This is a genomic window from Dactylosporangium aurantiacum (genome assembly GCF_000716715.1).
GTDB classification, from domain to species: Bacteria; Actinomycetota; Actinomycetes; order Mycobacteriales; family Micromonosporaceae; genus Dactylosporangium; species Dactylosporangium aurantiacum.
This window is the reverse complement of record NZ_JNYJ01000007.1, coordinates 462688-488325: the sequence shown is the minus strand read 5'-3', so window position 1 is coordinate 488325 and position 25638 is coordinate 462688. Positions and strand designations below refer to the sequence as shown.

Annotated in this window: 23 protein-coding genes; 6 read left to right on the top strand and 17 right to left on the bottom strand. The window is 68.4% G+C overall.

The features are described 5' to 3' along the window. The first annotated feature begins 304 nt into the window (after window positions 1-304). The 5 genes from OP18_RS57020 (at window position 305) to OP18_RS57015 (ending at window position 7443) form a co-directional block, all read left to right on the top strand. Entirely contained in the window at window positions 305-3013 is a 2709-nt protein-coding gene (locus OP18_RS57020) for an AfsR/SARP family transcriptional regulator (protein ID WP_156089424.1), read from the top strand. Between the two features lie 416 nt (window positions 3014-3429). Next, entirely contained in the window at window positions 3430-4824 is a 1395-nt protein-coding gene (locus OP18_RS52260; RefSeq protein ID WP_052386502.1) for a hypothetical protein, read from the top strand. Window positions 4825-4987: 163 nt separating this feature from the next. Then, entirely contained in the window at window positions 4988-5113 is a 126-nt protein-coding gene (locus tag OP18_RS61795; protein WP_260710313.1) for a hypothetical protein, read from the top strand. Then, the gene (locus OP18_RS10925) at window positions 5106-5606 is read left to right on the top strand and encodes a hypothetical protein (protein ID WP_156089423.1); all 501 of its coding nucleotides are present in this window, start codon (window positions 5106-5108) and stop codon (window positions 5604-5606) included. The genes OP18_RS61795 and OP18_RS10925 overlap by 8 nt, the downstream gene beginning before the upstream one ends. 1318 nt (window positions 5607-6924) lie before the next feature. Further along, entirely contained in the window at window positions 6925-7443 is a 519-nt protein-coding gene (locus OP18_RS57015) for an MvdC/MvdD family ATP grasp protein (protein ID WP_156089422.1), read from the top strand. A gap of 1387 nt (window positions 7444-8830) precedes the next feature. On the opposite strand, the gene OP18_RS10920 is transcribed toward OP18_RS57015, so the two are convergent. The 16 genes from OP18_RS10920 to fdxA form a co-directional block, all read right to left on the bottom strand. Next, window positions 8831-9853, bottom strand: a complete 1023-nt coding sequence (locus OP18_RS10920; protein ID WP_033358586.1) for a C40 family peptidase — start codon at window positions 9851-9853, stop codon at window positions 8831-8833. Window positions 9854-9930: 77 nt separating this feature from the next. Beyond that, on the bottom strand, window positions 9931-10272 hold the full coding sequence (locus OP18_RS10915) for a hypothetical protein (RefSeq protein ID WP_033358585.1): 342 nt from the start codon (window positions 10270-10272) through the stop codon (window positions 9931-9933). A gap of 80 nt (window positions 10273-10352) precedes the next feature. After that, complete coding sequence (locus tag OP18_RS57010; protein WP_156089421.1) at window positions 10353-10682, bottom strand: hypothetical protein; 330 nt, start codon at window positions 10680-10682, stop codon at window positions 10353-10355. Window positions 10683-10774: 92 nt separating this feature from the next. Then, on the bottom strand, window positions 10775-11209 hold the full coding sequence (locus OP18_RS10905) for a hypothetical protein (RefSeq protein ID WP_033358583.1): 435 nt from the start codon (window positions 11207-11209) through the stop codon (window positions 10775-10777). Then, entirely contained in the window at window positions 11206-11607 is a 402-nt protein-coding gene (locus OP18_RS10900; protein WP_033358582.1) for a hypothetical protein, read from the bottom strand. Before OP18_RS10900 ends, OP18_RS10905 begins: the two co-directional genes overlap by 4 nt. Window positions 11608-11680: 73 nt before the next feature. Next, on the bottom strand, window positions 11681-12670 hold the full coding sequence (locus tag OP18_RS10895) for a DUF932 domain-containing protein (protein ID WP_033358581.1): 990 nt from the start codon (window positions 12668-12670) through the stop codon (window positions 11681-11683). A gap of 77 nt (window positions 12671-12747) precedes the next feature. Then, window positions 12748-14106, bottom strand: a complete 1359-nt coding sequence (locus OP18_RS10890; RefSeq protein ID WP_033358580.1) for a MarR family winged helix-turn-helix transcriptional regulator — start codon at window positions 14104-14106, stop codon at window positions 12748-12750. Between the two features lie 237 nt (window positions 14107-14343). Beyond that, window positions 14344-15303, bottom strand: coding sequence for a hypothetical protein (locus OP18_RS60465; protein WP_063745471.1), 960 nt, complete (start codon window positions 15301-15303; stop codon window positions 14344-14346). A gap of 89 nt (window positions 15304-15392) precedes the next feature. After that, complete coding sequence (locus tag OP18_RS10880) at window positions 15393-16094, bottom strand: hypothetical protein (RefSeq protein WP_033358579.1); 702 nt, start codon at window positions 16092-16094, stop codon at window positions 15393-15395. Between the two features lie 309 nt (window positions 16095-16403). Beyond that, on the bottom strand, window positions 16404-17258 hold the full coding sequence (locus tag OP18_RS54425; protein WP_033358578.1) for a replication-relaxation family protein: 855 nt from the start codon (window positions 17256-17258) through the stop codon (window positions 16404-16406). Between the two features lie 218 nt (window positions 17259-17476). After that, on the bottom strand, window positions 17477-19942 hold the full coding sequence (locus OP18_RS10870; RefSeq protein ID WP_033358577.1) for a type IV secretory system conjugative DNA transfer family protein: 2466 nt from the start codon (window positions 19940-19942) through the stop codon (window positions 17477-17479). Beyond that, window positions 19939-21666 carry a VirB4 family type IV secretion system protein gene (locus OP18_RS10865; protein WP_033358709.1) on the bottom strand — a complete coding sequence of 576 codons (1728 nt, stop codon included), beginning with the start codon at window positions 21664-21666 and terminating at the stop codon, window positions 19939-19941. The genes OP18_RS10870 and OP18_RS10865 overlap by 4 nt, the downstream gene beginning before the upstream one ends. Window positions 21667-21710: 44 nt before the next feature. Further along, window positions 21711-22598: a PrgI family protein gene (locus OP18_RS10860; RefSeq protein ID WP_033358576.1), complete on the bottom strand. Its 888-nt coding sequence runs from the start codon at window positions 22596-22598 to the stop codon at window positions 21711-21713. Beyond that, entirely contained in the window at window positions 22595-23503 is a 909-nt protein-coding gene (locus OP18_RS10855; RefSeq protein WP_033358575.1) for a conjugal transfer protein TrbL family protein, read from the bottom strand. The genes OP18_RS10860 and OP18_RS10855 overlap by 4 nt, the downstream gene beginning before the upstream one ends. An 11-nt stretch (window positions 23504-23514) precedes the next feature. Beyond that, a complete protein-coding gene (locus OP18_RS10850; protein WP_033358574.1) occupies window positions 23515-23811 on the bottom strand; it encodes a pilin in 297 nt (98 codons plus the stop codon). 232 nt (window positions 23812-24043) lie between these two features. Then, a complete protein-coding gene (fdxA, locus tag OP18_RS10845) occupies window positions 24044-24310 on the bottom strand; it encodes a ferredoxin (RefSeq protein WP_052386501.1) in 267 nt (88 codons plus the stop codon). 117 nt (window positions 24311-24427) lie between these two features. Between fdxA and OP18_RS10840 the strand changes: the two genes are divergently transcribed. Further along, window positions 24428-25006, top strand: a complete 579-nt coding sequence (locus OP18_RS10840; protein WP_033358573.1) for an MBL fold metallo-hydrolase — start codon at window positions 24428-24430, stop codon at window positions 25004-25006. A gap of 144 nt (window positions 25007-25150) precedes the next feature. On the opposite strand, the gene OP18_RS62485 is transcribed toward OP18_RS10840, so the two are convergent. Then, entirely contained in the window at window positions 25151-25570 is a 420-nt protein-coding gene (locus tag OP18_RS62485; protein WP_156089420.1) for a hypothetical protein, read from the bottom strand. Window positions 25571-25638 lie beyond the last annotated feature (68 nt).

The following is a 25638-nucleotide window of genomic DNA, read 5'->3' as shown; positions in this document are numbered from 1 at the left end:
TGATCAGCGGGGAGGTATCTGGCCGCCTATGGGGAGAACCGTGGCCACCAGCGGGGCGCTAAATGGCCGCCTGTGGGGAGTATTCCGTGGCCGCGGACAGCTTCACCGCAACGGGCGAATGCTCTTTTGGTCCTTACGACCATCGTGATCCCGCTGCAGGAGCGACGGTAAACAGCCCTCCGACCTGCAGTGTTACCTCTGTGACCGGTGTGATCTGGGTGATCGTCAAGCTGGGGACGACCTGGTCGACTGCGGGTTTAGCTTCGGTATTCATCGACACCGGTCAGCATGGAGCGCAGTCGCGATGCTTACGAGACGTCCGCACCACCACTTCGATCCGGTTCCGCATGCCATGCCGAGCAGTTGGTCGGCGTCTCAGCTGACCTGGCGACACCAGCCGAACCAGCGTGGCGGCCGTGCCGGCGCCGCGGTCCGTCAGTCTGCCAGCACTGTGGCGCTGCTCTGTGGCCTGCTCGGATTGCCGACCGCGGTGATCGCGTCGCGGCAGGTATGGCTCGACGCGTTGCTCGATCTTGATCTCGCCGCCGTCATAGTGGAGCCGTTGACCCCGCCGTTGCTGCTGCTCGTCACGGCTGCCGTGGTTGTACTGCTGTGGGCATGGCTGGCGGTTGCAACCGTCGCCGACGTGGCCACCGTGATCAGGCACGGAGATCGAGCGGCCCGGCTGCTGCTGCCGGCGCCGTTGCGGGCCACCATCACCTCGTTGGCCGGTTCACTGCTGATGGCGGCCACGACAGTAACCGCCAGTGTTTCCGCTGCTGGCACAGCATCTGCGGCGATGACGGCCGCGCACACAGCCAGCCCGCCGGCCACCGTCCTGCCGACAGCCGTGGTTTCGCCGGGCGGCGACGTGACCGCGCTTCCGGCACCTGTACGCATGTCCGCGGACACGGTCATAACCTCACCGCGGCAGATCACCGGTGCGGAACCGGCAGCGGGCTACCGCGCAGGACAGCCGATGACGGTGGTGGTGCGGCGTGGCGACACACTGTGGAGCATCGCCGAACGATGCTTGGGTGATCCACATCGATGGCGGGAGATCTACCGTCTCAACGCCAGCCGCTATGACCAGGCCGGACGTATGCACGGCGGCAATCACATCGAACCGGCCTGGACGCTTACCCTTCCGGGCGACGCTCAGGACCCGGCCGTAGAGAGCAGCCCCGACGACGTCTCGGCGACCGAACCGCCGTTGAGTCAGGTTCAGCCGAATAATCCGAGCACGACCACGCCCTCGGGTTCGCCGGCCGCGAGCGACCGTCCGAGTCCGGCGGTGAGCACGAACGAGCACGGAGTGCAGCTGTCGACGTCGAGCTGGCTGCCGTGGGGACTAGCGTTCGCGATCAGTGCCGCCGCCGTCCTGGTGTGGTTCCAGCGCCGCCGCCGCTACGCCGGTCAGCCCGACGACGATCCGCCAACCGAACTGCCGCCGGCGGTGGTCGCGCTGCGCCACGCCGTGAGTCGCAACCCGACACACCCCGCCCCCGGCACCGAGCGCCCAGAGATATCGGAGCAGGTACCCGAGCTGGCGGCCCTGCTGACGGGCGGCACGGGCGTCGTTGGCGACGGCGCATGCGCCGCGGCCCGCGCCGCGCTCGTCACCGTGCTGGCCTCCGGCGACCCGCAACACCCCGACGCACGCGGCGAGGTCGTCATCGACGCCGCTACCCTGACCAACCTGCTCGGTCCGGAGGTCGCCGCTCTCGGTCCGTGGCCACGGCTACACATCGCCGACAGCATCGACGACGCCCTAACTGTCGTGGAGTCCCAGCTGCTGCACCGCAGCCGCATCCTCGACGAGCACGTCCTGACCGACCTGGACGAGTTGCGGCAGGTGGCGCCCGACGAAGAGCCGCTACCGCAGATCATGCTCATCACCGACGCGCCGCCCGCCGGTGCCTGCATGCGGGCCAAGGTGGCGCTCGGCGTCGGCCAGGACCTGCACGTGTCCGCGCTGCTGCTGGGCGAATGGGCCCACGGCACCACCGTGGAGGTCTCCCGGGACGGGCACACCAAGCTCGTGTCAGGGCAGCCGGCCACGCCGGTGCCGCCGCGGCTGCCCGTCCTTGACCCCGACACCGCCGTGCAGATCTTGACCACGTTGCGCGAGGCACATACCGGCGAGCCGCCCATCATGACGGCTTCGGCAGTTCCGGTCTCGGTCGTGCCGCTGCACGCCAGCCGTACCGAGCTCGCGCCCACCGACACCCCCACACCGGTGACGATCACTCACCCCGCCGCCGCCCCGGGCCGCGCACGGCTGCGGGTCCTCGGCCCGCCGCGCATCGAGAACATCACCGCGGAAGGCCGGCCGCTACGAGCCAAGGCCCTCGAAATGGCGGTGTACCTCGCGGTGCACCCGGACGGTGCAGCCACTAGACAGATCGGCGAGTACCTCGAACCCGACGCCCGCGTCCACCAGGCCGACCAGCGCGTGCACACCAACGCCTCGAACCTGCGGCATGTGCTCGGCCGTGCCGGCACCGCAGAGGCCAAGAACGCCTACGTGATCAAATCCGCCGGACGCTACCGCCTCGACCCCGCCACCGTGGACGTCGATGTGTGGACGCTGCGGGATCTGATGCGCACCGCCACGCTCGCCACCGAGCCGCGTCGCCGCGAGCTGCTCACCGAAGCGTGCGACCTCTACACCGCGCCGCTCGCGGAAGGCCAGGACTACGAATGGCTGGCGCCGCACCGCGAGACCGTACGCCGGTGGGGCACCGAAGCCCACCTGCTGCTCGCCGACGACCTGCTCGACAGCAACCCGCAGCTCGCCTCAGACCTGCTCGACAAGGCGATCGGCCTGGACCGCTATAACGAGGCCCTCTACGTCAAGGCCATGCACGCCCGCCACGCCCTCGGCGACGCCGACGGCATCCGGACGCTGCTGCGCGCCCTCACCAAGACGCTGGCCGACCTGGACGCCGAGCCCCAGGAGGACACGATCGCCCTAGCAACGCGCCTACGCAACAGCCTGGACGAAACGTGACGAGCACCCTGGCACCCGGCGCACGCGGACAGAACCTGCTGCCCGCCCTGGCCACCGTACCGATCTTGCGCCAGGCCGTTGCAGTGCACGCCGTCCCCGATGACCAGCCATGGCGCTCGGCGGGTGCGTGCACCAGACCACTGCGGCCCGACGCCGCCCGGGGCGACGTGGCCATCGCCGCGCGGCTGGCCGCACTCGGCTGGCGCAGCCGCACAACCTTCAACGCCCGCCCTGCTTGGCTTGAGCGCCGACGCACCCATCGCCGTCACCAGAAGCAGGACCGGACGCCTCAACCCCGGCACACAGCTGCCCCTCGGTCCGTGTCTCATCGCCGCCGCTGGCGTCATCGCGCATGGCCACGGGTCCAGGCGGTGTGGCCATGACCGGTACACCGAACCGGCACAAAGGAGCTGATCGTGAACCTCGATGACCTTCGCGTTCTGGTCGAATCCAGCCCGCTCCACGTCAGCCTCGCGGTCCTGGCCGGTCTCGGCCTGATACTGGCGTTCACCAGCCGGCTGCGGAAGATGACCGAGCACCGAGCCACGCTGACGGTCGCGAACATCCTGACCATCGTCGCGGCGGCGCTGGCCACAATGGTCTCCGCATCGGGCATGTGGAAGTTCTTCACGGATATCCTCGGTGCGTCGCCGCTGCGCATTGCGTTCTTCGCCTACATCGAGGTCGCCCTGTTCGCCTCGGCGTTGTTGGCCCGCGTCCGTCTGCTCCGCGAACCGGAGAAGGGCTCCACCGGCATCGACGGTGTCGCCGTCTGGGTCCTCGCCGCGCTCACCGCCAGCCTGTCCGCCCTGGACGCCGGCAGCTTCCGCGAGGTCTGTCTGCGGCTCGTCGCGCCGCTGGTTGCTGCATGGATGTGGGAACGGGCACTGGCGGCCGAACGCAACGCCCGTCTCAGCAGGACCGCCGCCCGCATCCACTGGACCGTCACCCTCGAGCGGGTCTTCGTGTGGCTGCGGCTGGCCGAGACGCACGGCCGGGACGTGACTGAAGTTGACCGCGCCCGCCGGCGCGCCCGCCTCGGCCGGGCCCGCCTCAACCTGCACCTTTTGCAGAGCAAGAAGGACCCGGCGCATTGGCGGCTTCGCCGCGCCCACCGCAAAGTGATCCGCCAGTTGATGGCAGCCGCCGAGCACATCGGCCTGGCCGACTTCCCCGACGCCGCCGACGAACGTCAAGCCGTCCAGATGTACATGGCCACCCTCTACGGGTTCGTTGACGCCACCTCACCCAACTCCTTGGCGCACCTCGACGCCTGGCGCATTATCGAGACCCCGCCGGTGCCGATCGCCGTCTGCGACAGCGGCTCGTCGACTGTAAGAACGGTGTCACTGCCCGACCTACCGGCGGTGAACGGCCATACCGACGCCGACGGCGTTCCAGCGAACGGCAGCGCATGCCGTCACGCGGACGTCACCGACGCTGTCCCGCACCGTGCCGAACAAGACGATCGCGCCGAGTTCGGGGCCGAAACCGCATCCTGCGATGAGCGAGGGGCTCCGGACGGGATACCGCCGGACGGGATACCGCCGGACGGGATACCGCCGGACGATGACCCGCTCGACGGCGACGCGGACGAGCAGCAGGCCGACGAAGCCTCCGACCCGTCCTCAGTCGCGGCCATGCGCCGGTTCTGGGATGCCGAGGTCTCCAAAGGGCGCGTCCCCACCGGCGCAGAGTTGTCTCGTGCCGCCGGGGTGCTACCGAGCACCGGGCTCGGGCGGCGCAAGCGGCGCGAGTGGGAGAGCGAGTTGCCCGAACATCCCAGATCCGTCGTCGGCGCAGGCCGGTAGCCCCGGAAGCCTTCGAACGCTCATCGGCCCGTGGCTAAGCCGCACGGTGCCTGCTGGGAAGAACAGGCACCGTGCAGAGGACGGGTGGGCCGGGCTATCGGGTCGTTAGCAGGCTAGCGGCAATGGCGTGAGCAACTGCCATCAGATTCAGCCCGGTCACGAGGTGACAGTGAGCATCGGCGGCGAGGTCAGCGGCCCGTTCCAGGGCCTCACTGGTACCCGGCTCGTCGTCGTCGACGGGCGGCGCGGCCAGCTGAAGCAGGACGACGGTCAGCTCGCTCGTGACTGACACCGTGTCGAGGATTGCCGCGCCCAACTCCGGGCCAGGATCGGCCAGAAGCAACCAGTGGAATGAATACGATTACCTACTCACCGCCGAGCGGGCCTATCAAGGCGAAGCGGCCGGATCGATCGCCTATGCCATGGCATGGCTGCGTGCCAAGGCATTGGTCGCCCGCACACCGGACCAAACGTCGGAAGCTGCAATCTTCGCAACCTGGACGGGTCATCGCGTCGCCGTCAAAGACGCTCAGACATCCTACGCGAACGAGCGGCTTCAGTCCGCATTCAAAGGCGACGAGGCGCAAGTAAGGCCGCAGTTCCTCATCGGTCAATACGAGCTGGGCGTCTTTGCAGCGATGAGGGCAGAGGTCCCCGTTCGCGAGCTGGTTGGATTCGCGGATGAGACCGTCGGCATAGACCTGAGGGGCGAGGAGAACGGAATCATGGCGCCGTTCGCCGGCGGGCGTAGCGGCGCTGCGCGATTCCGCACGCCATTGTGAAGTCAACTACGACAACGTTACGGAGGCCGCAGAAGCAGTTCAGGCTGCGAGTCTCCCCATGCAAATTCTCCATCGAACAGAGGCAAGACTGTCGAGGCCGTAGCGTGCAGTCGAACAGGTAGGTCGACCACGATTGATCCGATTACCTCACAGAGCGCCGCAGACGAGTGTGCAGCCGGAGGTCAACCAGGTAGCCTTCGTTGCCGTAGACCACCAGCCGGATCCAGCACTACTCCTGCTCGAAACCTGGCCAATATTCACAACCGAACTCACCACAGCCCTTAACGCATGCAGCGGCGACCTGCTGGCCGAACGGGTGGATCGGCTATGCATCGTCGCCATCCCTCTGCTGCTGCAACTGGGCGAGCGATTGCGAACCAGACACATCACCCACAGCCCGACAACTCAGCCATACGATCAAGACCAACAGGCAAGAATTGCCTGAACGGTAATGGACGGAATCATCACCTGTTGCACCTTTCTCGGATGGTACTTAGTACGAAACTTCATTATCCCAACATGGGCAAGCGTTACGGCTACAACACGAGACACTGCCAGCACGTTGTGCACACCGACTGGTTACCGATGACCCACTCGGAAGCCCAACGATCATGTTAGTAGTCTTCCGATCATCGTTGTGCTGTGCGATCATGTCTTGACGCAGCGACAGAAAGGGCCGGAGCCATGAGCAGTGACATCGACTCGCGCCTCAGCATCGAGGAAGACGATCACCTGGCGCGCCTACCTTGGTCATTCGCGCATGCTCACGTTAGCGCGAAGGGCGACCCAGCCGATCCTACGATGAGCCCGGCAACCGGGACAGCAACACACACGGGCTACCAAAACGATGATCTAAACGCCGACGATCACTAGGCCGGCCTTGCTTCTCATCGTCAGTAGCCCGGAGGACGTCCACGCGCAGGCCATTCAGAATGCTCTACATCCGAAGCAAAGTGCAATATGGAACCCGAATTGGGAGAGCGAATTTTTCCTCTCGTCGACTTTTCGAAGCTCAGAGGCGCGAGTTGAAGTGCGGTCAACCAGCAGCGGGATCGATTTCGACAGCGTGACCGCTGTGTGGTATCGACGTCCGATCTCCGCTATGCCGCGACGACTGTTCCGCACAGAATCATACTTTGTCGCTAGAGAGCGAGACGACGCCCTAGAGGGTTTTTTTTTAGCGCTACAGCAACGAGGTGTTGCATTATACAATCTACCTAGCGCAAATTATGCAAGTGCGACGAAGCCGGCGCAGTATGCGGCGGCCGTACGACACGGTCTTCAAGTTCCTGAGACGTTGATATCGAATGATCCTCAAATGGTACGCGAATTTCTACAGCAGAACGAGCGCGCCATTCTGAAGGGCGTGTCTCTATCTGGACTGGACACCGGCGATAAGCACTACGCGATCTTTGTAAGTGAAGTCGACGAGCACGCATTCTCCACGTTGGACGAGAGACTGCCACCTTGCCCTGTAACCGTACAGCAACTGATCGATTGGGCGCATGCCGCTCGCCTTATTCTTGTCGACGACCGTGTTTGGTGCTTTACTACGGCTCGTGCTGCACAACTCGACTGGCGATTGGACACACGAGCCCGGTGGCAGTCTGCAGCGATTCCAGCAGAAATCAGAGGCTCACTGACCGCCCTCCATGCGTCGCTCGGCCTCCGATATGGATGTGTAGACATGCTGATCGACACCGCTGGAGTATGGTGGTTCCTGGAGACAAACGCGAATGGTCAATGGCTGTGGCTTGAAGAGTCTTCCGGGTTTCCGCTTTCTGCCGAGATGGCTCAGGCACTGCTTTCGCAACATCACTTTCCGCAAGCAGCTTGACCAGTAAAAAGCACTGCGTAATGTCCACCGTGGACGTTTTGCGAGGTAATATCCAACAGCTCTAGAAAATGCTAGCTGCTATCCATCAACACCGTGCATAGGGGGCACAAGGAAGACCCCCGGTCAGATAGTTCCTGCGGTCGCGGAAATAACTCTCGACGTTGGTCAATTCCACGTCAAGGCATGCAGTTACTTCCTGCTGCACTTTGGGGCATGAGATGACTATTGGGCCAATTGATCCACCTGAGCCATCGAGCGACAGCAGGTGGTTCGATGAGATCATATTGCGCCTCATAGCTGCTAAAGATCGCCACGACCTTGTGGAGATGGAGCGGCTTCGTGAGTACGTTCAGCGAGAAGGTACAAGCGGTCTTGTCCGAATGACGGACGAATTCATTCAATTGATGAACGGCACATTAGACTCTCAGCCAGTTCAAAAGCTGGTGCCGCACACGATTGGCGCGAACCTTCCAGGACAGAGGGTGTGCGACTTTTGCACGGCAGCCAGGACTGTCGCCTATTACCCATTCGAAGAGTTCGTACTGCGGGGGCCGGCCTACTCACTTTCGTCCGGAGACCGGATGTATGTATGCGGCAGGTGTCTACAGCTGATCGAGGCAAACGACTGGAAGGGGCTGAGAGACTGGGTTGGACCTGGCGCGCAGACGGAAGTCGTTAGGCAACTGTGGGTGGGATTCAGAATCAATAGGGTCGGCCCGCCGATCTTTTTTGAGTCGGGTACGGACCCCGAGCGGGAGCGCTACTAGCTTCGGATCAGAAGATTAGAGGTTCGAATTCCTTCGGGTGCGCAGCGTTAAAAAGCGGCCGACTGCGGAGACGCGGGGCTACCGCTTCTTTGTGTCCGTCCGTTGTGGACGGCGGATTTCGCAGTGGCGCCGGCGCACTTGCGCTGGGCGAACGGCAGGACTGGTATAGGTGTCGGCGGTGACCATCATGCTTGAATGTCCGAGCAGATCCTGCAGGATGTTGAAGTAGGCAACCGCCTCGTGGGCCAAGGACGCGGCGCCGCGCCGAAAGTCGTGGTGGAGGGGTGGAATGCGGCGCGTTGGCGAGGAGACGGAACCGGCAGCTGGCGCAGCCGCAATGAATCGGGTTGCCTTCCTTGCCGACGAACACGTACCCGGAGTCGGGGCCACACCTTCCGAGCGGCGATCGGGCGTTCGCGCTGCTAGACGTCCAGCGCGGGCCGGCCCGATTCCTGGCCGTCAAGGTGGTCGAGCCAGCCGTACGAGGCCATACTTTCTGCTAGTAACAGATCGGCGTCAGCTACTCCACCGCGGCGACCATCACCCGACCGTTGAAGTGCCGAAGCAAGTTCCGACCTTCAGCGCCATGAACTTCGTGTCGGCCTCGTCCGCAGCCGGGATCACCACGTAACGAGCCGGCGGATCGCAGCGACCTGACTGAGCCACCCACTCAGCGTCGTGATCTTGACGGCGTCACCCGTCTTTGGCGCGTGGATGATTTTTCCCTCGCCGAGGTACATGCCGACGTGCCGCGGGTTGGATGCGGTGCCTTCGCTGCCGGGGATGAGGATGAGGTCGCCGGGCAGCAGCATCGCCGGGTCTGCGATGCCCGTTCCGGCGCGGACCTGATCGGTGGTAACTCGAGGAATGGAAACCCCGCCAGCCCGGTACGCCTGCTGCATCAGCGAGGAGCAGTCGCACTGCTTGTCGGGGTTGCCGGAGTGCGGGTCGGTGCAGGATCCGCCGAAATGGTATGGGGTGCCGAGCTGGCCGACCGCCCAGAAGATGGCGGTCATGACGGCTGGCGGGGTGTTGGCCGGCAGGGTGAATCCTTCGGGTAGGGCGGCGAGCGCGTCGGTGGAGCAGTCCCTGATGGTGCTGGTGAGCTGTTCCACCAGGTTGAGCGCGTCGTCGGACCACTTCGCGTAGGCGTCGGGGTACGCCGACGCTTGAACGGCTTGCGCGGCTTGGGTGAGCGGCATGCGTTCCCACCCGCTGATGGTCAGCAGCTTGTCGTAGAACTTGCCTGCCTGGTACTCCGGTTCCGACAGCTGCTCGACGGTGCCCCAGCCCTGGCTCGGGCGTTGCTGGAAGACGCCGATCGAGTCGTGGTCGTTTCGGTCGCCGAGGAACGGTAGGTTCCGCAGCCCGGATTCCTGCATGCCCGTCGCGATAGCCACGACCCAGCCCCAACGGGGAACTCCCTTGGCGACGCCGATGTCGATGATGGTCGCAGCGATCTGCAGCTGCTCGGTGTCCCAGTTGCCGAGGCCGGGCGGTTGCCCGGAGAGGCCAGTCGGGGCGGTGGCGACGCCGCAGCCGCCGCCGGGGGCGTCCCCCATGATGGAGGACAGCAGCAGTACGGGCAGGCCGATGCAGCCGACGATGACGGCGGTGACGATGCCGATGACGGCTTTGGTCATGTGATTGCCTTTCGTGGAAACGAAAATAGCCGGTGCTCCGCGCGGTGCGCGGCCGGCAGCAGCGCGGTGGGAAGCGGTTAGAGCGGGTGGACCAGCGGCAGCAGCATGAGGTGGGTGTCGCGCAGGAACCCGGCGATCTGTGTGCCGACCTCGAACAGTGGGTGGCCGATGTTGACGGCGGTGGCGTAGCGCCAGTCCCAGTGGCCCGGTTCGAGCGCCTGGACGAACCACAGCGCGTTGTGGGCGTCGAGGAACAGGGCGCCGCCGATCTGCGGGGCGAGCACGGTCATGGGCTGGCTGGCGCAGGTGGCCAGGCAGTAGCAGCCGGGGTTGGTGTAGGTCGCGCGGGGCTGGCCGTGGTGGATCGGGCAGGTGCAGTCGCAGGCGCGTTCGTAGGCGTTGTGGTTGGTGCGGTACATGTCTGTCTCCTCAGGGTGGTGAAGCACGAAAAGGGCCGTGGGCCGCCCACATGGGCGGCCCACCTTGAGCTGGTCGGAGGTCAGTGGATGGCGTTGCCGAGCTCGTGCGCGGCCTGCCGCAGCAGGCGCTCGATGCGCACGCTGCTGTCGTCGAGGTTGTACCGGGTGTTGAGCTCTGCGGCGTTGGGCCAGTCCCAGTTGCCGCCGGGCATCGCGGTGACGTACCAGAGGTCGCCGTCTTGGTCGAGGAACAGGGCGCATCGCCACTGTTCGGCGAGCAGGGTCATGGGTTGGGTGGCACAGGTGATTGCGCAGGCGCAGTCGGACTCGTGGTAGGTGATGCGGGTCTGCCGGTAGTGCAGCGGGCATCGGCAGTCGCAGAGCCGTTGCCAGGGTGCTGTGTAGGTCATGGGATCGCTCCTGTCGGGGTGGACATGAGAAACGCCTCGCAGGTCGCCAGCTGTGGGCGGGCGTGCGAGGCGTGCGAGGGGGTCGGCCGTCGTCAGTGCGGCGGCGGCGTGATGCGGGTGCGGCCCGGTCCGAGGAGCGCATGGTGCTGGACCTGGCGGGTTTCGTCGACGGTGAGCAGGTAGGCGGGCAGCTCGGCGACGCCTTCGCGCCAGGCCCGGTAGAGGCGGTGTGTCCCGTCGATGAGCAGCGGCACTGGCGTCTGACCGTTGAGGGCGATAGTGGCGACGATGACGGGCTCGGCCAGATCGGTGGTCATGGCGTATGCGCGATTGAAGCTGTCGCTGGCCGGGCCGATGAGACTGACTCCGCGCCGGTCGTGTTCGTCGAGGTGGGTCAGGCCGTATGCCTCGGCCCACGTCGCGACGTCGATGCGCTGGATGCCGCGTGGTCTTGCGGCGATCAGCGCGTCGGCGGCGTCGATGGAGAATGTCCATGGCCCGAAGTGGAACCATTGCGGCGCGGTCACCGGTCACCTCGCGGGGAGGTGAGGCGGGTGTAGACCGCGATGCATCGCAGGATCAGCTCGTGCGATGGCAGGGTCAGTAGCCGCTGCCGGTGTTTGTCGTTGAGCCGGTCCCAGATGAGCACGGTGACGCTGGCCGACCACACGTCGACGAGGACTCCGTCGATCTTGGCGTGCTGGTGCTCGGTGACGATGCGGCGCAATGTGTCGATGAGGCTGGCGTCGCCGGGCGGGTGGTTCGCGTCGTCGGGCCGGGCGGCCTCGGGCAGCAGGGTGTGGCAGTCCTCGCACGTGTGCTCGACGCGGGGCGGCTGTTCGGTCTCCCATCGCCCGACGTCGGCGGCGGGTATGCCGCACACTGACTGCCTGGCGTCGCGCGGATGGCGGATGTGCCGGTCCATCGGCGGGTTCCTCCGTTCTCACGGACCGGGGGCGGCGATCATGCCGCCGCCCCCGACTGAGGGGAAATGGTGGTCAGACCGTCAGCAGGTCGAAGGCCGCCAGCTTGAGGTCGCCGACGTTGCCGGTCAGCACCCGGTTGGCGCGGGCGGTGTCGTCCTTGGCGGGCTGGTAGTGGTCGAGGTACTCGGTGATGGCCTGGTATCCGGCCCACCGGGTGCCGCGGATCGCCTTCTGGGTGTCGGCCTCGCGGATCAGGTACTTGAGCGTGCCGAGGCGCTGCTTGGCGTTGTTCTTGGTGACGTCCGAGGCGTTGTCCTTGACCGGCCACACCTGGCCGACGACCTTCTCGAACGTGCCCGCGGTCAGCGGCTCGTTGAGCATTCGCTCGGCGGCCTTCTCGAACGTCTCCATGTACTTCCACATCAGGCCGAGCGCCTCGCGGGCCTGGCTGATCTGGGAGGTGACCTGGCTGGTGTGCCGGAAGGTGTAGTGGCCGACGGCGTGGGCGAAGGCGGCGCGCTGGGTGTTGGCGCACACCACGCGGATCGGGCTGGCGTCCACGCGCAGCGCGGTCGTGCCGTCGTGGCTGGTGGTGCCGATCAGGTAGAGGTCCATGCGGTCCACCCCGGCGATTTGCATGGAGTCGGGCAGCTTCATGGTCACGAACACGCTCTTGCCCTTGCGCAGGCTGCCGGCCGTCTCGAAGTGGGCGCCGCCGGTCTGGTCCACGAGGCGGTCCAGCAGTTCGGCGCACTGCTCGTTCTGGACCACGGTGTAGTCGGTGCCGACGACGCCCAGATACTCGGTCTGGCCGGTGACGGGGTTGCGGCGCACGGTCATGCGCTTGTCGTCGGCGGGGATCTGGACCTCGACGCCGTTGACGATGTCGATGCCGACCGTGCGGATGGTGCGCACGCCCCAGTCGCCGAGCTTGGCGGCGGCCATGATCTCTTCGGCCTTCATCGTGTTCTGGGTGACGGTGCCGAGCTGGTGCCAGGCCGACACCCGGGCGCTGGCGAAGGCGGTGGTGCCGTCGGTGAACGTCTCGAGTTCGTGTGCCACGGGGTGCTCCTCTCAATACGGCGCGGGGGCCGAGCTATTCGGCTCGGCCCCCGCGAGGGATGGGTTGTGCCGGTGGATCAGGACTGCTCGGCGTCGTCCGTCTTCGGGAAGGTGAACGTCAGCGGCGCGTCGGAGACGAGGACCACGCGGCCGGTGGAGCCGAGCTTGGTGCAGTTGTTGCGCACCGCACCGGAGCTGACCGTCCGGCCGAGCGCTGCGCCGATTCCGGTCGCGATCTCCTGCGGGGTCAGCGGCTCGCCCGGGCGGGCGGCGAGGTACTCGAACGTCAGCCGCTCCAGCTCGCCGCGGCCGAACGGCTGGTTGCCGTCGCCGTTGGCGGTCGAGTCGGTGCGGCGGCTGACGGTCGTCGTGGCGCCCTGGGGACGCGGAGGCGTCTGCTTGGGCAGGGTGACGACGTGGGTGGTTCCGTCGGAGGCGACGACGTGCAGCGTGCCGTCGGGCCGGACCAGGGGCAGCACCGCCGTCGCGGCGCTCGACGCGTCCGCCAGGCCACGGATGACCTGGAAGCACAGCGGGCAGCGCGCCGGCGCCGGGTTCGGGTCGACCTCGCTGGCCTTGGTCGGCCCGGCGATCCACCGCTCCGGCGTGCTGTTGCCCGCCTCCTGCGGCAGGCGGCGAGCGGCGTTCGCCTGCTCCATCGCGACCAGCAGCCGGGTGGCGGTCGCGATGCCGATGCCGCTCTCCTGGACGATGACGTCGAGGGTCGCGCCGTCGTCGCCGTAGTCGCCCAGGACTGCCTTGATCGCCATGACCTTGCGGTCGCCCGGGCGACTCGGCTGGACGGCCGTCGACCCGCTCGCGTTTTCCTCCCCCGCGTCGCCGGTGTCCGCGTCGCCGGTGTCGGCTCCGTCGGTATCGGCTCCGTCGCCGTCTGCTTCGGTGTCGTCGCTGTCGCCGTCGTCCGTGTCGGCTTCGTAGGTGCCGCCTTCGTCCTGGTCGTCGCCGTCGTTGGCGGCGTCCTGGTCGTAGGAGCCGCCGTTGCCATCGATGGCGTCGTCGGAGTGGCCCGTCAGCTCCTGGCTGCCGCCGTGGTCGTCGGAGGCGTACTCGGCGTCCAGCTGATCTGTCGGGAAGTCCGCGTCCGGGTCGGGATCGGCGTACTCGTCACCGCCGGCGTGGTCCGCGTCGCCGAAATCGCTGTCGACGTCGACAGTGTCGGCCGGGTAGTCGGGCTGGGCCTCGATGTCGTCGGCCGGGTTGGCCAGCGTCCACCGGGTGGGGGTGCCTTCAGCCGGGTCGGCGTCGGTGTCGACCGCGACGATCAGTCCGGCGTCGGCGAGGGTCTTGATCGCCTTGTCGGTGGTCGACCGGGCCTTGCCAGCCTTGTCGGCCAGTTCGTGGACGTTGCCCTGCCCGAGTTCGGTCAGGGCGTCGAGGATCGCCTGCGTGGCAGGCGTCAGGGACAGGTGTTCCATGGGGTTCCCTCCTTGGGAACTGGTCGGTAGCCCGGCACCGTGCGGTGCCGCGCTTGTGGTGCGCCGGACCGCGGGCAGCCGAGAACGCGGCAGGCGCGTGGAGCTGGTGCGCTGCCGTTGGTGGCTGCTGGTCGCCTCGAGGGGGATGGATGGCGGGTATGGATGGCGGTCGTGGCTGCCGGTAGGTCAGCGGTCGGTGGCCGTTGCGGACTTGTCGGGTGGTGTGTGCTGGTGCGGCTACGGCCGGTCGAGGGGCAGTTCCCAGCCGCCGCCGAGCTCGCCGGGCTCGAACAGCTCGGCTCCGCGCTCGCGGTACACGGCGGTGAGCAGGCGGTTGATTTCGGCGAGTTCGGCGTAGGGATCGCCGTCGCGGTCGTCAAGCCAGAACCGCTCGCCGGGCTCGTCAGCGCTCTGGAAGACCTCGCCGTTTTCGTCGGGCCACAGCTGTTCACCGGCGCCGGTGAGGTTCCACAGGATGATGTCGTCGCCGTCGTCCAGCTCGCCGAGATGGGGGTGGTTGAGGTAGGCCATGACGGCGGTCGGGTATCGGCGGCGGATGCGGGCGATGGCCTCGGTGAGCAGTGCCTCCGCGATGCGCCTTGCCCTGGTGTCGGCCTGGATGGCTGCATCGTCGGTGGACTGCAGGACGTAGATCCCGCCGTCGGTCGGGTCAGGGTAGATCCCGGCGTCGATGTGCGGCACCCGCACCGGCTTGCCGCCCGGCAGGCTCACGTCGGCATAGGAGGCGCCGACGTGGATGCGGGCGGTCCGTCCGGCGAGGTGCCGGGCGCGGCAGGAGTCGGTGTGGGGCAGGACGACGAGGACTGTGTCGCCGGGGTTGACGTAGCGCCGGCGCAGCGGGCGCGCCGGGTTCGCGTCGGCATACTCGGTGCGGGCCTGATCTTCGATGAGCAGGTCGACTGAGTTGCGGGCGTTCCGGTATTCGTTGGCGCGCTCGTTGACCGTGATGAGTTGGCCGGCGAAGCTGCCGTCCGAGCCGGTCAGGTCTTCCTCGTTGATGAGCAGGGTCCGGAGCCGGTCGACGGCGAGCAGGAGTTCGGCGCGGGCGCCGCGCAGGGTGTGCGCGGCTTCGGGGAGGTGGGCGGCGGCGGGGACGGGGTCGGTGGCGTGCTGGTCGAGGGTGCGGCCGGTGGCGGTGGCGATCCAGCGGCCGATGGCGTCGTCGAGGTGCGGCACGGTTCCTCCTGTGTGGTGAGGGGTGGGCATGGCGAAGGCCGGTCGCAGCTGGGCTGCGACCGGCCTTCGGGGGTCGGGGTGGGTGGCGGTTAGGCGATGGTGATGGCGCATATGCGTGCGCTGGAGTTCAGGCCACGCAGGTAGGTGCACGCTTCGTTGAGGAAGCGGAACTTGTCGGCCATCGAGTCGCTGGCGGGTTCGAGGAGGCGGTCATCAGTGGTGATCAGTGCGTCGCCGATGATGGCGATGCGCCAGTGCAGACCGGCGTAGGTGGCCTCTCCGGCTTGGTAGGCGGCCAGCTCGTAGGGGTCGAAGGTGTGGCCGTGGGCGTAGGCGAGCATCGCGAGGATGCGCGGCTGCTGCTCGAAGCGGCGCCGGGCTTCGGCGAGGCTGACCTTGGCGGGATCGGCGTGGTGCTGGGCGAGGAAGTCCTCCCAGGCGCGGGCCGGACGAGTGGTGGTGGCGATGTGGGCGTTGAACGCCCGCCAGCGCTGGCTTGCCTGGTGGGCGGCCTTGGCGGCGGTGCCGGTCAGGTCGAGGCGGCTCTTGCGGCCTCCGGCGGCCAGGGTGATCGCGCCGAACCTGCGTGCGGCGTCGAGCAGGTAGTAGCCGAAGAAGCGGGAGAGCCAGCCGATGATGGCGCGGTGGCGGACGTGGAAGCGGCGCGCCGGGGTGCCGTTGGCGTTGAGGAGGTCGTTGACCTTCTCGCTGGCGGCGAACCAGTCGGCGTCGGCGCCGGCGTCGAAGCAGACGGTGACGATCTGGGTGGCAAGCGGCGTGTTGGTGGGCATGGTGGGGTGCTCCCTTCGAGCGGGGTGGGCGTTGGGTGGTTGCTGGTGGTGCCACCGGATCGCGGCGCCTGGGCCGGGAGGCTGCCGTGGAGGCGCGGGCGAGGATCACGAGCCGACCGGAGGTGGGCTCTGGGTGATCGCGTCAGCGCGAGGCAGGTCCGGGAGGACAGACGGGCGGCGGTGCGAGCAAGGAAAAGAGAGGAAGCTGCACCGTAGTTGCGCGACCTGACACCGCCACCGCTGTCAGGAACCGCGATCACGCTCTTGACCTGTGCTGACAGGAATGGCCCCGGCGGCTGCAAGGCTCTGTCAGAGGACGAAGACGCCGTCGTCGTCGTAGTTGGGGTTGTCCGCCACCGGTTGACCGTGATCGCTTGAAAGGTCCACGAGCCGGACTCGGCGGGTGCTGCCAGCAGGGAGCCAGACTGCTGCGGCCGGTTCTGTGTCGTGGGTGGCCGTCGCGGTCGGAACTTCGCCGCGCCGGCTGCGCAGCAGCTGGTGGAGGTGTTCCTCGCGCTGGTGGCTGCCGAGCCAGAACAGCACCGGGTATCGGGGGCCGCCGCGGCGGATCAGCGCGGCGTACCGGTCGAGCTTGGCGACCACCCGCCCGAGCGGTTCGCTGCCGGTGTCCGCCTCCAGGAAGAACCCCACAGTGGTGCCGTCGACGCTCCACAGTCCGTGCCCGTCAGCGGTGACGGTCCGGTACTGCTTAGTGGTGGCCGTCTCCGACCACCACCGATCGAGCCGTGTCGCGGCGTGCTGGCGAGCGTGGGTGGTCAGCCGGACGAAGAACTCGTTGGCCGTGAGCAGGTGTGTCAGGTTCGGGTTGGCCGACAGGCGCTGTACGAGCTGCCGGCTCGAACGGCTGGTGGGCTCGGCCCGGTCGTGGACGGCTGCCTGGAACCGGTGGCCGTGGTGGCCGAGCACCCAGTGCCACGGCTGGCTGCCGCCTCCGTCGCGGGAGAACCGGAACCGATCCAGCAGCCCGAGAGCTCGAAGCTCGCTGAGCCGGATCTGGCAGGTGCGCCGGGCGGAGAACAGCATGCGGTGGATCTGGTCGGTGGTGAGGACCTGGTGGTCGTCGAGGAGCTGGAGCAGGCGACGGTCACGGCTGGTGATGTGGGGATAGATGGCCAGCAGGCCAGCAGCACGCGATTGCGGCATAGGCGGGTTCACCCCTGCAGAGAGAGTCCCGGTAGGGAGTCTGGATATGTTGATCTTGATTTCGGCCCGCTGGCAGGTCGGGTATGAGCAGCTCAGCGACCTGACAGGGCTAGCGGATGGGGCTCGTCTGCGGTCTCGTGTCGCAGACACCCCCAGACGAGCCCCCGATGCAGCACCCGGCCGAGGCCCCGCACGAGGCGGCAGGGCGAGGTGACCGGTCAGCGTGTGCGTTCGGCCATCCGCCGTTGCATCGCCGTGCGGGCGAGCTGCTGCATCGGCGGCTCGGTCGTGGCGGTGGCGTGCGCGGCGGCGCATGCCTGCCGGATCGCGGTGGCCTCACCGACGACCGAAACCGGCGGGTTGGTGACGAACGTGAAGGTGGGCAGCTCTCGGTTGCCGACCAGCAGTCGGGCGGCGGCGGTGTAGATGTCGAGGTGGGCGAGGTCGTGCTCGTCCAGCTCCGGTTTGGTGTGCCGGGACAGTTCCCGCGCGTCGCCCGGGTCGACGTTGAAGTAGAGCTTGCTACGCGCGTTGGCCGACACCGCCGCGGCGACGTCCTTCGGCAGCTGCGCCAGGTCCTGGTGGGCCAGGACGAGGCCGAGCCGGAACCCTCGGGCCTCGGCCAGCATGTCGCCCACGCTGCCGGGCAGCGTCAGGAAGTTCTGGCACTCGTCCACGTACAACGTGGCGTCTTTGCGCTGGTCTTCGGGGATGTTCGCCCGTGCGATGGCGGCCTGCCACACCTGGGCGACGATCAGCGAGCCGAGGATGCGGCTGGTCTCCTCCCCCAGGGCGCCTTTCGGCAGCCGGCACAGCAGCACACCACCGTCGAGGATCTTGCCCATATCGAACGAGCTGTGCGCATTGCCGATCACGCTCTTGACGAAGTCCCTGAGGAGGAACGCCCGGAGCCGCGCCAGCACCGGGGCGATGACCTGGCCCCGGAACTGCTCGTTGATGCCGTCGTACCAGAGCCAGAACCCGCCGAGCCCGTCCGGGTCGTCCAGGCCGTGGGTGAACCTGGCCCGGAACTCCCGGTCCTGCAACAGCGACGGGACGAGGCTCAACGTCGGCTTCGCGTGCCGCATCAGCGTCAGGCACGTCACACGCATGGTGTCGTCCATGCGCGGACCCCACTGGCCCTGGAAGATCTTCGCGAAGATGCCGACGAGGTTGTCGACCGCCAGGTGCGGGTCGCCGCGGTCATCGAGGGGGTTGAAGCATCCAGGGTTCTCCTGGGCCGGGTCGATGATCACGATGCGTTTCGCGTGGGAGGCGGGTAGCCGGTCGAGGATGTCGGTGATCAGGTCTCCGCGCGGGTCGATGACCACCGTGCCGCGCCTGGCGTTGATGTCGCCGAGGATCATGTTCAGTAGCAGGGTGGACTTCCCGACGCCGGTCTTGCCGATCACGTGCACGTGTTGGCGGGCGTCGGTGACGTGCAGCCCGACGCTGTGGTGGCCGATCTGCGAGCGGCCGAGCACCTTCACGCCCCGGCCGCCGGCGGGCACCTGCACCGGCGCGGGCATCGCTTTGGCTCGAGCCCGGTCGAGTCCCGGCACGGCGAGGTCCTGCGGGAGCGCGGCGAGGGCCGCGAGCTCCGGCACGGTGGCCAGGAACCCGCGTCGCAGCCTGCGCCCGGCCACGGTGGCGACCGGCGCGGGCATCTTCATGCGCCGCAGCCGGTTCGGGCCGGTGTAGGTGGCGGCGGCCGAGGCGATCGTGTGCCCGAGCCCGACGAGCCGTTCGTGGATCTGTGTGGCCCGTTCGGCGTCTGGCGGGTGCTTGTCCGCGTCGGCGGCGACCGCGAACCGGACGGCGATCTCGTAGTGCGGCACCTTGACCGCCTTGTCGACCAGCGTGCGGGCATCAGCGGTGGCGACCGGGTCACGCTCCCCCGCCCGTGCCGCCGTGCTGGACGCGGTGGGGCGCGTCCGGGACGGGCCGGGGATGAACACCTCCAGCATCCACAGCAGCGGCTCGATGGCCAGCCGGGCCGCCCCTGACACGGCGCGGCCGGCCAGGTCGGACCGCGCATGGGGTTGGCTGCTGGCCGCTGCCGCCCGCCGAGCCGCCCGCACCCGCCGTGCGGAGGCGGGGCGGGCGAGGATCTGCACACAGGCGTGCTCGCGGTGGTGGACTTCGGCTCCGGCGGCCAGTAGCGCCCGCAGCGGGTCGGCGTCGTGCTCGGTGCGCAGCGGCAGCACGTCGGTGTGCTGCGGCCAGTGCGCTCCGCCGACCTCGTCACCGACGGTGGCCGGGATCGGCGCGGTGGCTTCCTGCGTGGTGAGGGTCGCGGCTGGCCAGGCTGCGCGGACGGCGGCCTCGACCGCGCCGGGCGGCACGGTGCCAGGCACCCAGACGCGGATCGTAAGGGCGCGGCCAGTCCAGGTGTATTCCCACGCCACGTGCGGGGTGCCGTAGACGCGTCGCCGCCACACCGCGGGTGTCAGGACGCCGGTGAGGGTGGTCCAGAACGCGGCGGCCGACTCCGGGGTGACCGCGGGCGGGGCGGCGATGGTCAGCCACCGTGCCCCGGCCGTGAACCGCTTGTGCCGCCAGGCGAGGAGCTGGTCATGGCCGAAGACCGCACCCACGACCGCGGCGGCAGCGATCAACCCGAGCCACGGTCGTGCGGCGATCCAGTACCAGAGGTCGCCAGGCCAGGTCGGTGTGGTCGTCATTCGGCCTCACCGATCCCGGTGACGGCGAGCTTGTGCTCGGCCGCTGAGCCGACGCTGCGGAAGGGGATGCGGGAGCGGCCCGCGACGAGCAGGCCCTCGCCGCGCGGCGCCGACAGCAGCAGCCGCGACTCACCGGCGGTGAGGTTGAACGCTTCGGACACCGCGTCGATGGACTGGGTGCTCTGCCGCATCAACACCTGGGTCGCGGCGTTGGACACCACGGCGAGGCCGAGGTCGGTCGACAGCACGTCGGCCGCGTCCTGGGTGATGACGCACAGGCCGGCCGACCGCTTCCGGGCTGCCTTCGCCATCCGGAACAAGAACCGCGCGCCCTCGCCGTCGCGCATCAGCAGCCACGCTTCGTCGACCACGACGAGCTGCCGGCGCCGGCGAGCGCCGGTAGCCGGCGTGTCGATGCCCGACCAGACCGAGTCGAGCGCGAGCAGCGTCCCGACCGTGCGCAGCTCGTCGGGCAGGTGCCGCAGCGACCAGACCACGAGGTGCCCGCGCGGGTTCGTGGTGGTCGGCCCGTCGAACAGGCTGGCGAAGTTCCCCCGGGTCCACGGTGCCAGGCGGGCGGCGAGCTGCACGGCGGCTGGGTCGTCGTCGGCGGCGAGGGTGTCGGCGAGGTCCCGTAGCAGCGGCGCGGGCCTGGTCCAGGTGGCCGGGTCGGCGTTGATCCCCGCCGCCGCGTAGGTGGCGGTGATCGCCCGGTCGAGCGCGGCCTTCTCGTTCGGCGGCGGTGTCGCGCCGAGCATGACCGCGATCAGTGTGTGCAGGTACAACCCGCGCCGGGTCAGCGTGTCCGCCCGTGTGCCGGCCCGTGTATCCGCTCGGTTGTCGGCGGGCAGGTCGAACGGGTTGACCCGGACGCCCGGCCGGCCGAGCTGGATCACCGTGCCGCCGACATGCTCCGCCAGCGGCGCGTACTCGTCCTCGGGGTCGATGACCGAGACGCCGGTGTCCTGGTAGAGGTTGCGCAAGACTTCCAACTTGACGAAGTAGCTCTTGCCCGCGCCCGACCTGGCCAGCACGACCGAGTTGTGGTTGTCCTGCGCCCACCGGTTCCAGATGACGACGCCGTTGGACGTGGTGTTGACCCCGTAGAGCACGCCCTCGGGCGGGACGACAACACCCGGGGGCGGGGCGGCGAGGTCGGCCGAGGCGAGCGGGAACGCTGCGGCCAGCGCGGTGGTGTCGAGGATGCGGCGCATCCGCAGCGGGTCCACACCGAGCGGCAGGGTGGCCACCCAGCCCTGCTGGTGGCGGAACGTCGCCGGTTGCAGATCCAGCAGCACCGACGCAGCGGCCGACTTCACGCCCGCGGTGACGGTGCGCAGCTCCTGCAGGTCGCGTCCGTGGACGGTGACGTAGACGCCGGTGTCGAACAGCTTCACCGCGCCACGGGCGACGCGTTCGGCGAGGTCGGCGGCGTCGGCTGCCGCCGCGTCGACCAGCGGATCGCCCAGCCGGCCCCGGTCGGCGTCGAGCCGCCGGGACGATTCGAGGCGGGCTCGCTGCCGCTTGAGCATCGGCGCGGCCAGCTGCGGGGCCACCGGGTCCACATGCACGGCGACGTCCACGCGTCCTGGGTAGGACAGCAGCGGGTCTAGCCACGCCGGGCCGACCTCGGCGGGATATCCGCACACGGCGTAGGTGGCGGCGTATCCGTCGCCGACCTGGATGTGCCACGGGGTGACCGACATCGAGGCCGGGGAGGGCATGCCCTCCCCGGCCTCGGCACTCTTCTTCTTGTGTCGCAACAGGCTCACGTGGGACTCCGTAGGGTGATCGGGGTTCCGGGCACCGCTCGCGGGCCAGGCACCGCCGGGGAGTAGGGATCGACCGCGTTGGCGAGCGCTGAGGTGACCGCCGGGCCGTCCAGGGCGACGGCCTCGACGCCGAGCCCGGACAGGGCACGGACCGCGGTGTCGGCGACGTGCTCGCCGGTGACGACGGCGAGGACCTGCCGGCGCAACGGATCTCGCTCGGTGTCGAGGTTGAGGAGGAATTCGGCGTAGTCGTCGGCGGCGGCCTGCAGCGCCGGGTGCGGCAGGCGCGGCGCGTTGTCGGCGATCGCCTGCGCATGGGCGGTGAGGTCGTGCCGCTGGGCGGCGACGACGATCTGTGCCGGGCCGGTCAGCGAGTTGAGGAACCGGCCGAACCCGTCCAGGAGTGCGCCCTGCTCGCCGCCGGTGCGCAGGTGGATGTTGGTGGTGCCGCAGGCGATGAGCACCTTCTTGCTGTCTTCGCTGGTCAGGACTCCGGTCGAGCTGACGGAGGTGACCGGCGAGCGCAGCGGCGCCGGGATGCTCGGTTTGCCGGCCACGACCGCGACCGAGGTGGCCCGGGCTGCGCCGGGTGTGAGGGTGCTCGGGCTGCGGGACAGCGCGACCCCGTGCCGGAGCCATACGTCCAGCGGCAGGCCGTCACGGCGGCCGAGGGCGACCACAACAGCGACGCAGCACCCGACGATCCCGGCGACGATCCAGACGACCGGCGGGAGCAGGTGACCGAAGGTGCGGTAGACGGCGAACCCGCCGAGGCCGACGCCGCCGATGATCGCGAGTTGCCGGAACGTGAGTCCGAACGCGATGCGGTCCGGCTCGTTGACGTTGGCCGGGACCACGGCGCGAGGTGTGGTGTCGTCGGTCATCGTCGACCTTGCACGGCGCGGCCGAGCGGCAGACGACTGGTGACGCTCTGGATGAGCACCGACCGCAGGATGATCCCAGCCACGTTGGTTGTCTGGCCCTGCCGCGCCGCGAACTTCCGCATCATGCCGGGGATCTTGATCGTGGCCCACAGCAAGACGGCGATGAGCAGCAGGTTCATCACGTCTGAGCCGGGCAGCAAGAGCAGCGTGGGCAGGTTAGCGTTTGGATCGGTGATTAGCTGGATGCCGGTGGAGAACGTGATGGCCTGCAGCGTCGCGGTACCGAGGCAGCCCAGCAGGCTTCGCCACCACAGCTGTGCCACACCCTGCGTCCACGGCAGGCTGTAGCAGGCCATCGCGACCGGTCCGATGCCGGCCAGGATCACCAGGACGCCGACTCGCACGATGCAACCGGTGACGAGGGTGAACATCAGGCCGACGATCAGCAGGCCGATGATCACAGCGAGCACCGCGTTGGAGGCGTCGCTGGATGCGGCGATCACGCGGGTGCGGGCCATGGTGACCGCCTCCGTGGTTGGTGCGGCCGTGCCGACCATCGACACCGTGAGGCTGTTGGCGATCTCGATGAGCACGCCGCACAGCGGTAGGGCAAAGTTCGACAGGACCGCGCCAACGACCAGGCGGGGCACGAGGTCTTTGATGTTGTATCGCATCTCGGCCGAGCCGCCGACCATCGTGGCGATGCCCACGGCGAGGATCGCCAGGATGTAGCAGGCGTTGACGACCAGCGAGGCTTTGCCCGCGATCGTGGTCACCTGCGGCAGGACGGTGACGTCCGGCGACAGGAAGATGCTGGAGGTGAGGAAGGCCAGCAGCCCGCCGAGCATGTCTTGTAATTGCTCGGCGAGCCAGCTGACCAGCCCGTTCATCAGCCAGTCGATCATGACGAATAGCCTCAGCCGCCGAGGATGCCCTGCAGGACCTGCAGGACCACCGGGGACAGGACCGCCAGCGCGTAGCCGATCAGCGCGGACTTGAAGTTGCCCTTGGCCTGTTCGACCTGGGCGGGGTCGCCTCCGGCGGCCATGTAGCGCAGGCCGGCGATGACCAGGAACATCGTCGCGACGACCGCGATGATGCCCATCACCCAGCCGGTGATGCCGGAGATGACCTCCGGGAGGGTTTTCGGGGCCGCCAGCGGCTGCGGCGCGGCAGCGGCGAGGTCGGCCAGTACGGAGAGAGTCGTGTGCATTGCGGCGCTCCACAGGGATGTGGGCCGCCGCGGTGGGACCGGGCGAAGGTCAGTTGGTCCGGTGGGGGCGCTCCTCCCTTGCGAGTTGCGAAGGGATTGCGGGTGTCAGTACGCCGCGCCTGTCGTGCCGGACCTGGCCTCGCCGGGCATTTCCCACCGGGCGGGCATGCCGTAGATGACATGCACCGCCCAGATCTCGGCTGTCAGGCGAGATGAACTCCGCTCGCGTCTGTCACGGCCTGACAGCACTACTAGGGGAGCCGACCGTGGCGAAGAACTCGGCGTTGACGGCGGTGAACACGCTGAACTCGGCGGGAAGGTCGTCCTCGTAGTAGATCGCCTCGACCGGGCACACCGGCTCGCAGGCGCCGCACTCGGTGCACTCGTCGGGCTGGATGTAGAGCATCCGGTCGCCCTCGTATATGCAGTCTATCGGGCACTCGTCGACGCAGGCCTTGTCCATCAGGTCCACGCAGGGCAACGCGATCACGTAGGTCATGCCGCGGAGGCTGTGAGCTCGACCTCGCTTGAGCGCAAGCCGCCGGTGGAGTGAATCTTGCGGTGAGCCGCCGCTGTGCGTCTCGCCGGGCGGCGCGCGACCGGCGACGCTGGTGGCATGAGTGATCACCCCAGGGCGGCCACCGCCACCTACGAGCTGCTGCACACCGGGTACGCGGGCGACGGCGTCGCCTCGACCGTCGGGTTCGTCCGGGACGGCGACGTCCTGCTCGTCACCGACCCCGGCATGGTCCGGGACCGGTCGTTGATTCTCGACCCGCTGGCCGGGCTCGGCGTCGACCCGGCGTCGATCACCGACGTCGTCTTCAGCCACCACCATCCGGACCACACCCTCAACGCCGCGTTGTTCCCCAATGCGCGCTTCCATGACCATTGGGCGGTGTACCAGGGCGACCGGTGGGACGACCGCGACGCCGAGGGGTTCGAGCTGACCGCGTCGATCCGGCTGATCCGCACCCCGGGGCACACCCCGCAGGACATCACCACCCTCGTCGGCACCGCGGGCGGGGTGATCGCCTTCACCCACCTGTGGTGGACCGCCACCTCGGTCAGCGACGACCGCGCCACCGATCTGGAGGCGCTGCACGTGGGCCGGGCCCGGGTCCTCGCGGTCGCCGACGTCGTGGTGCCGGGCCACGGCCCCGCCTTCCCGGCGACCCCGCAGACGCCCCGCTAACCCGGCACCCCTGCAAACCCGGAGGCGGCGACATGCTCAGGTGCCGGGTCGGCACGGCGAAGAGCCAGACCCGCGACGCGCTCGCCCGGCTGCGGGCCGTCGCGCCGGGCCTGCTGAGCGTGGCCACCGGCGGACGGCGGGTCCTCACCACCCTGCCGGCCGGTGCGCGGCTCGGCCGTGTCGGGGCGTACACGGCCGACGGCACCGGCATCGGGGGTGTTCACCGTCGTTACCGGGTGCACGGTCGACTGCGGCAACAGGGCGCGCAACGCCCGGTCCCGGCGGCTCACGGTGCTGTCCAGCGCCACCGGTGCCGCAGTAGTCGACCTCGTACCCGTCGGCGGCAGTCAGCTCATCGTCGGTTACCTCGAACACGACCCCCGGCACGCGGTCGGTGCTGTCGCCGGTCCGCACGACCATCGGGCGGCGGGTCTCGCCGCTGAGAGCGACGACGTCAGGGTCCGTGATCTCCAGCATCGTCACGGCGTAGCCGGGCAGCTCGTCGTCGCGGCCGGTGAACTCGCGGCCGAAGTTGGCGCGCTGCACCGCCGGGTCGCGCAACATGCCGTATGAGAAGAGCAGGGGCGTGCCAGCGCGTGGCGTTGGATGCGGCTGGTAGCCAGGGTGGGAGC

Coding starts and splice junctions, on each gene's coding strand:
- OP18_RS10850 (WP_033358574.1), bottom strand. CDS start 23,811: ATGCACACGACTCTCTCCGTACTGGCCGACCTCGCCGCTGCCGCGCCG.
- OP18_RS10840 (WP_033358573.1), top strand. CDS start 24,428: ATGAGTGATCACCCCAGGGCGGCCACCGCCACCTACGAGCTGCTGCAC.
- OP18_RS10915 (WP_033358585.1), bottom strand. CDS start 10,272: ATGTACCGCACCAACCACAACGCCTACGAACGCGCCTGCGACTGCACC.
- OP18_RS10870 (WP_033358577.1), bottom strand. CDS start 19,942: ATGACGACCACACCGACCTGGCCTGGCGACCTCTGGTACTGGATCGCC.
- OP18_RS10900 (WP_033358582.1), bottom strand. CDS start 11,607: ATGGACCGGCACATCCGCCATCCGCGCGACGCCAGGCAGTCAGTGTGC.
- OP18_RS10855 (WP_033358575.1), bottom strand. CDS start 23,503: ATGATCGACTGGCTGATGAACGGGCTGGTCAGCTGGCTCGCCGAGCAA.
- OP18_RS57015 (WP_156089422.1), top strand. CDS start 6,925: ATGGTACGCGAATTTCTACAGCAGAACGAGCGCGCCATTCTGAAGGGC.
- OP18_RS57020 (WP_156089424.1), top strand. CDS start 305: ATGCTTACGAGACGTCCGCACCACCACTTCGATCCGGTTCCGCATGCC.
- OP18_RS10890 (WP_033358580.1), bottom strand. CDS start 14,106: ATGGAACACCTGTCCCTGACGCCTGCCACGCAGGCGATCCTCGACGCC.
- OP18_RS10880 (WP_033358579.1), bottom strand. CDS start 16,094: ATGCCCACCAACACGCCGCTTGCCACCCAGATCGTCACCGTCTGCTTC.
- OP18_RS62485 (WP_156089420.1), bottom strand. CDS start 25,570: ATGTTGCGCGACCCGGCGGTGCAGCGCGCCAACTTCGGCCGCGAGTTC.
- OP18_RS10920 (WP_033358586.1), bottom strand. CDS start 9,853: ATGACCAAAGCCGTCATCGGCATCGTCACCGCCGTCATCGTCGGCTGC.
- OP18_RS10865 (WP_033358709.1), bottom strand. CDS start 21,666: ATGCCCTCCCCGGCCTCGATGTCGGTCACCCCGTGGCACATCCAGGTC.
- OP18_RS54425 (WP_033358578.1), bottom strand. CDS start 17,258: ATGCCGCAATCGCGTGCTGCTGGCCTGCTGGCCATCTATCCCCACATC.
- fdxA (WP_052386501.1), bottom strand. CDS start 24,310: ATGACCTACGTGATCGCGTTGCCCTGCGTGGACCTGATGGACAAGGCC.
- OP18_RS10860 (WP_033358576.1), bottom strand. CDS start 22,598: ATGACCGACGACACCACACCTCGCGCCGTGGTCCCGGCCAACGTCAAC.
- OP18_RS57010 (WP_156089421.1), bottom strand. CDS start 10,682: ATGACCTACACAGCACCCTGGCAACGGCTCTGCGACTGCCGATGCCCG.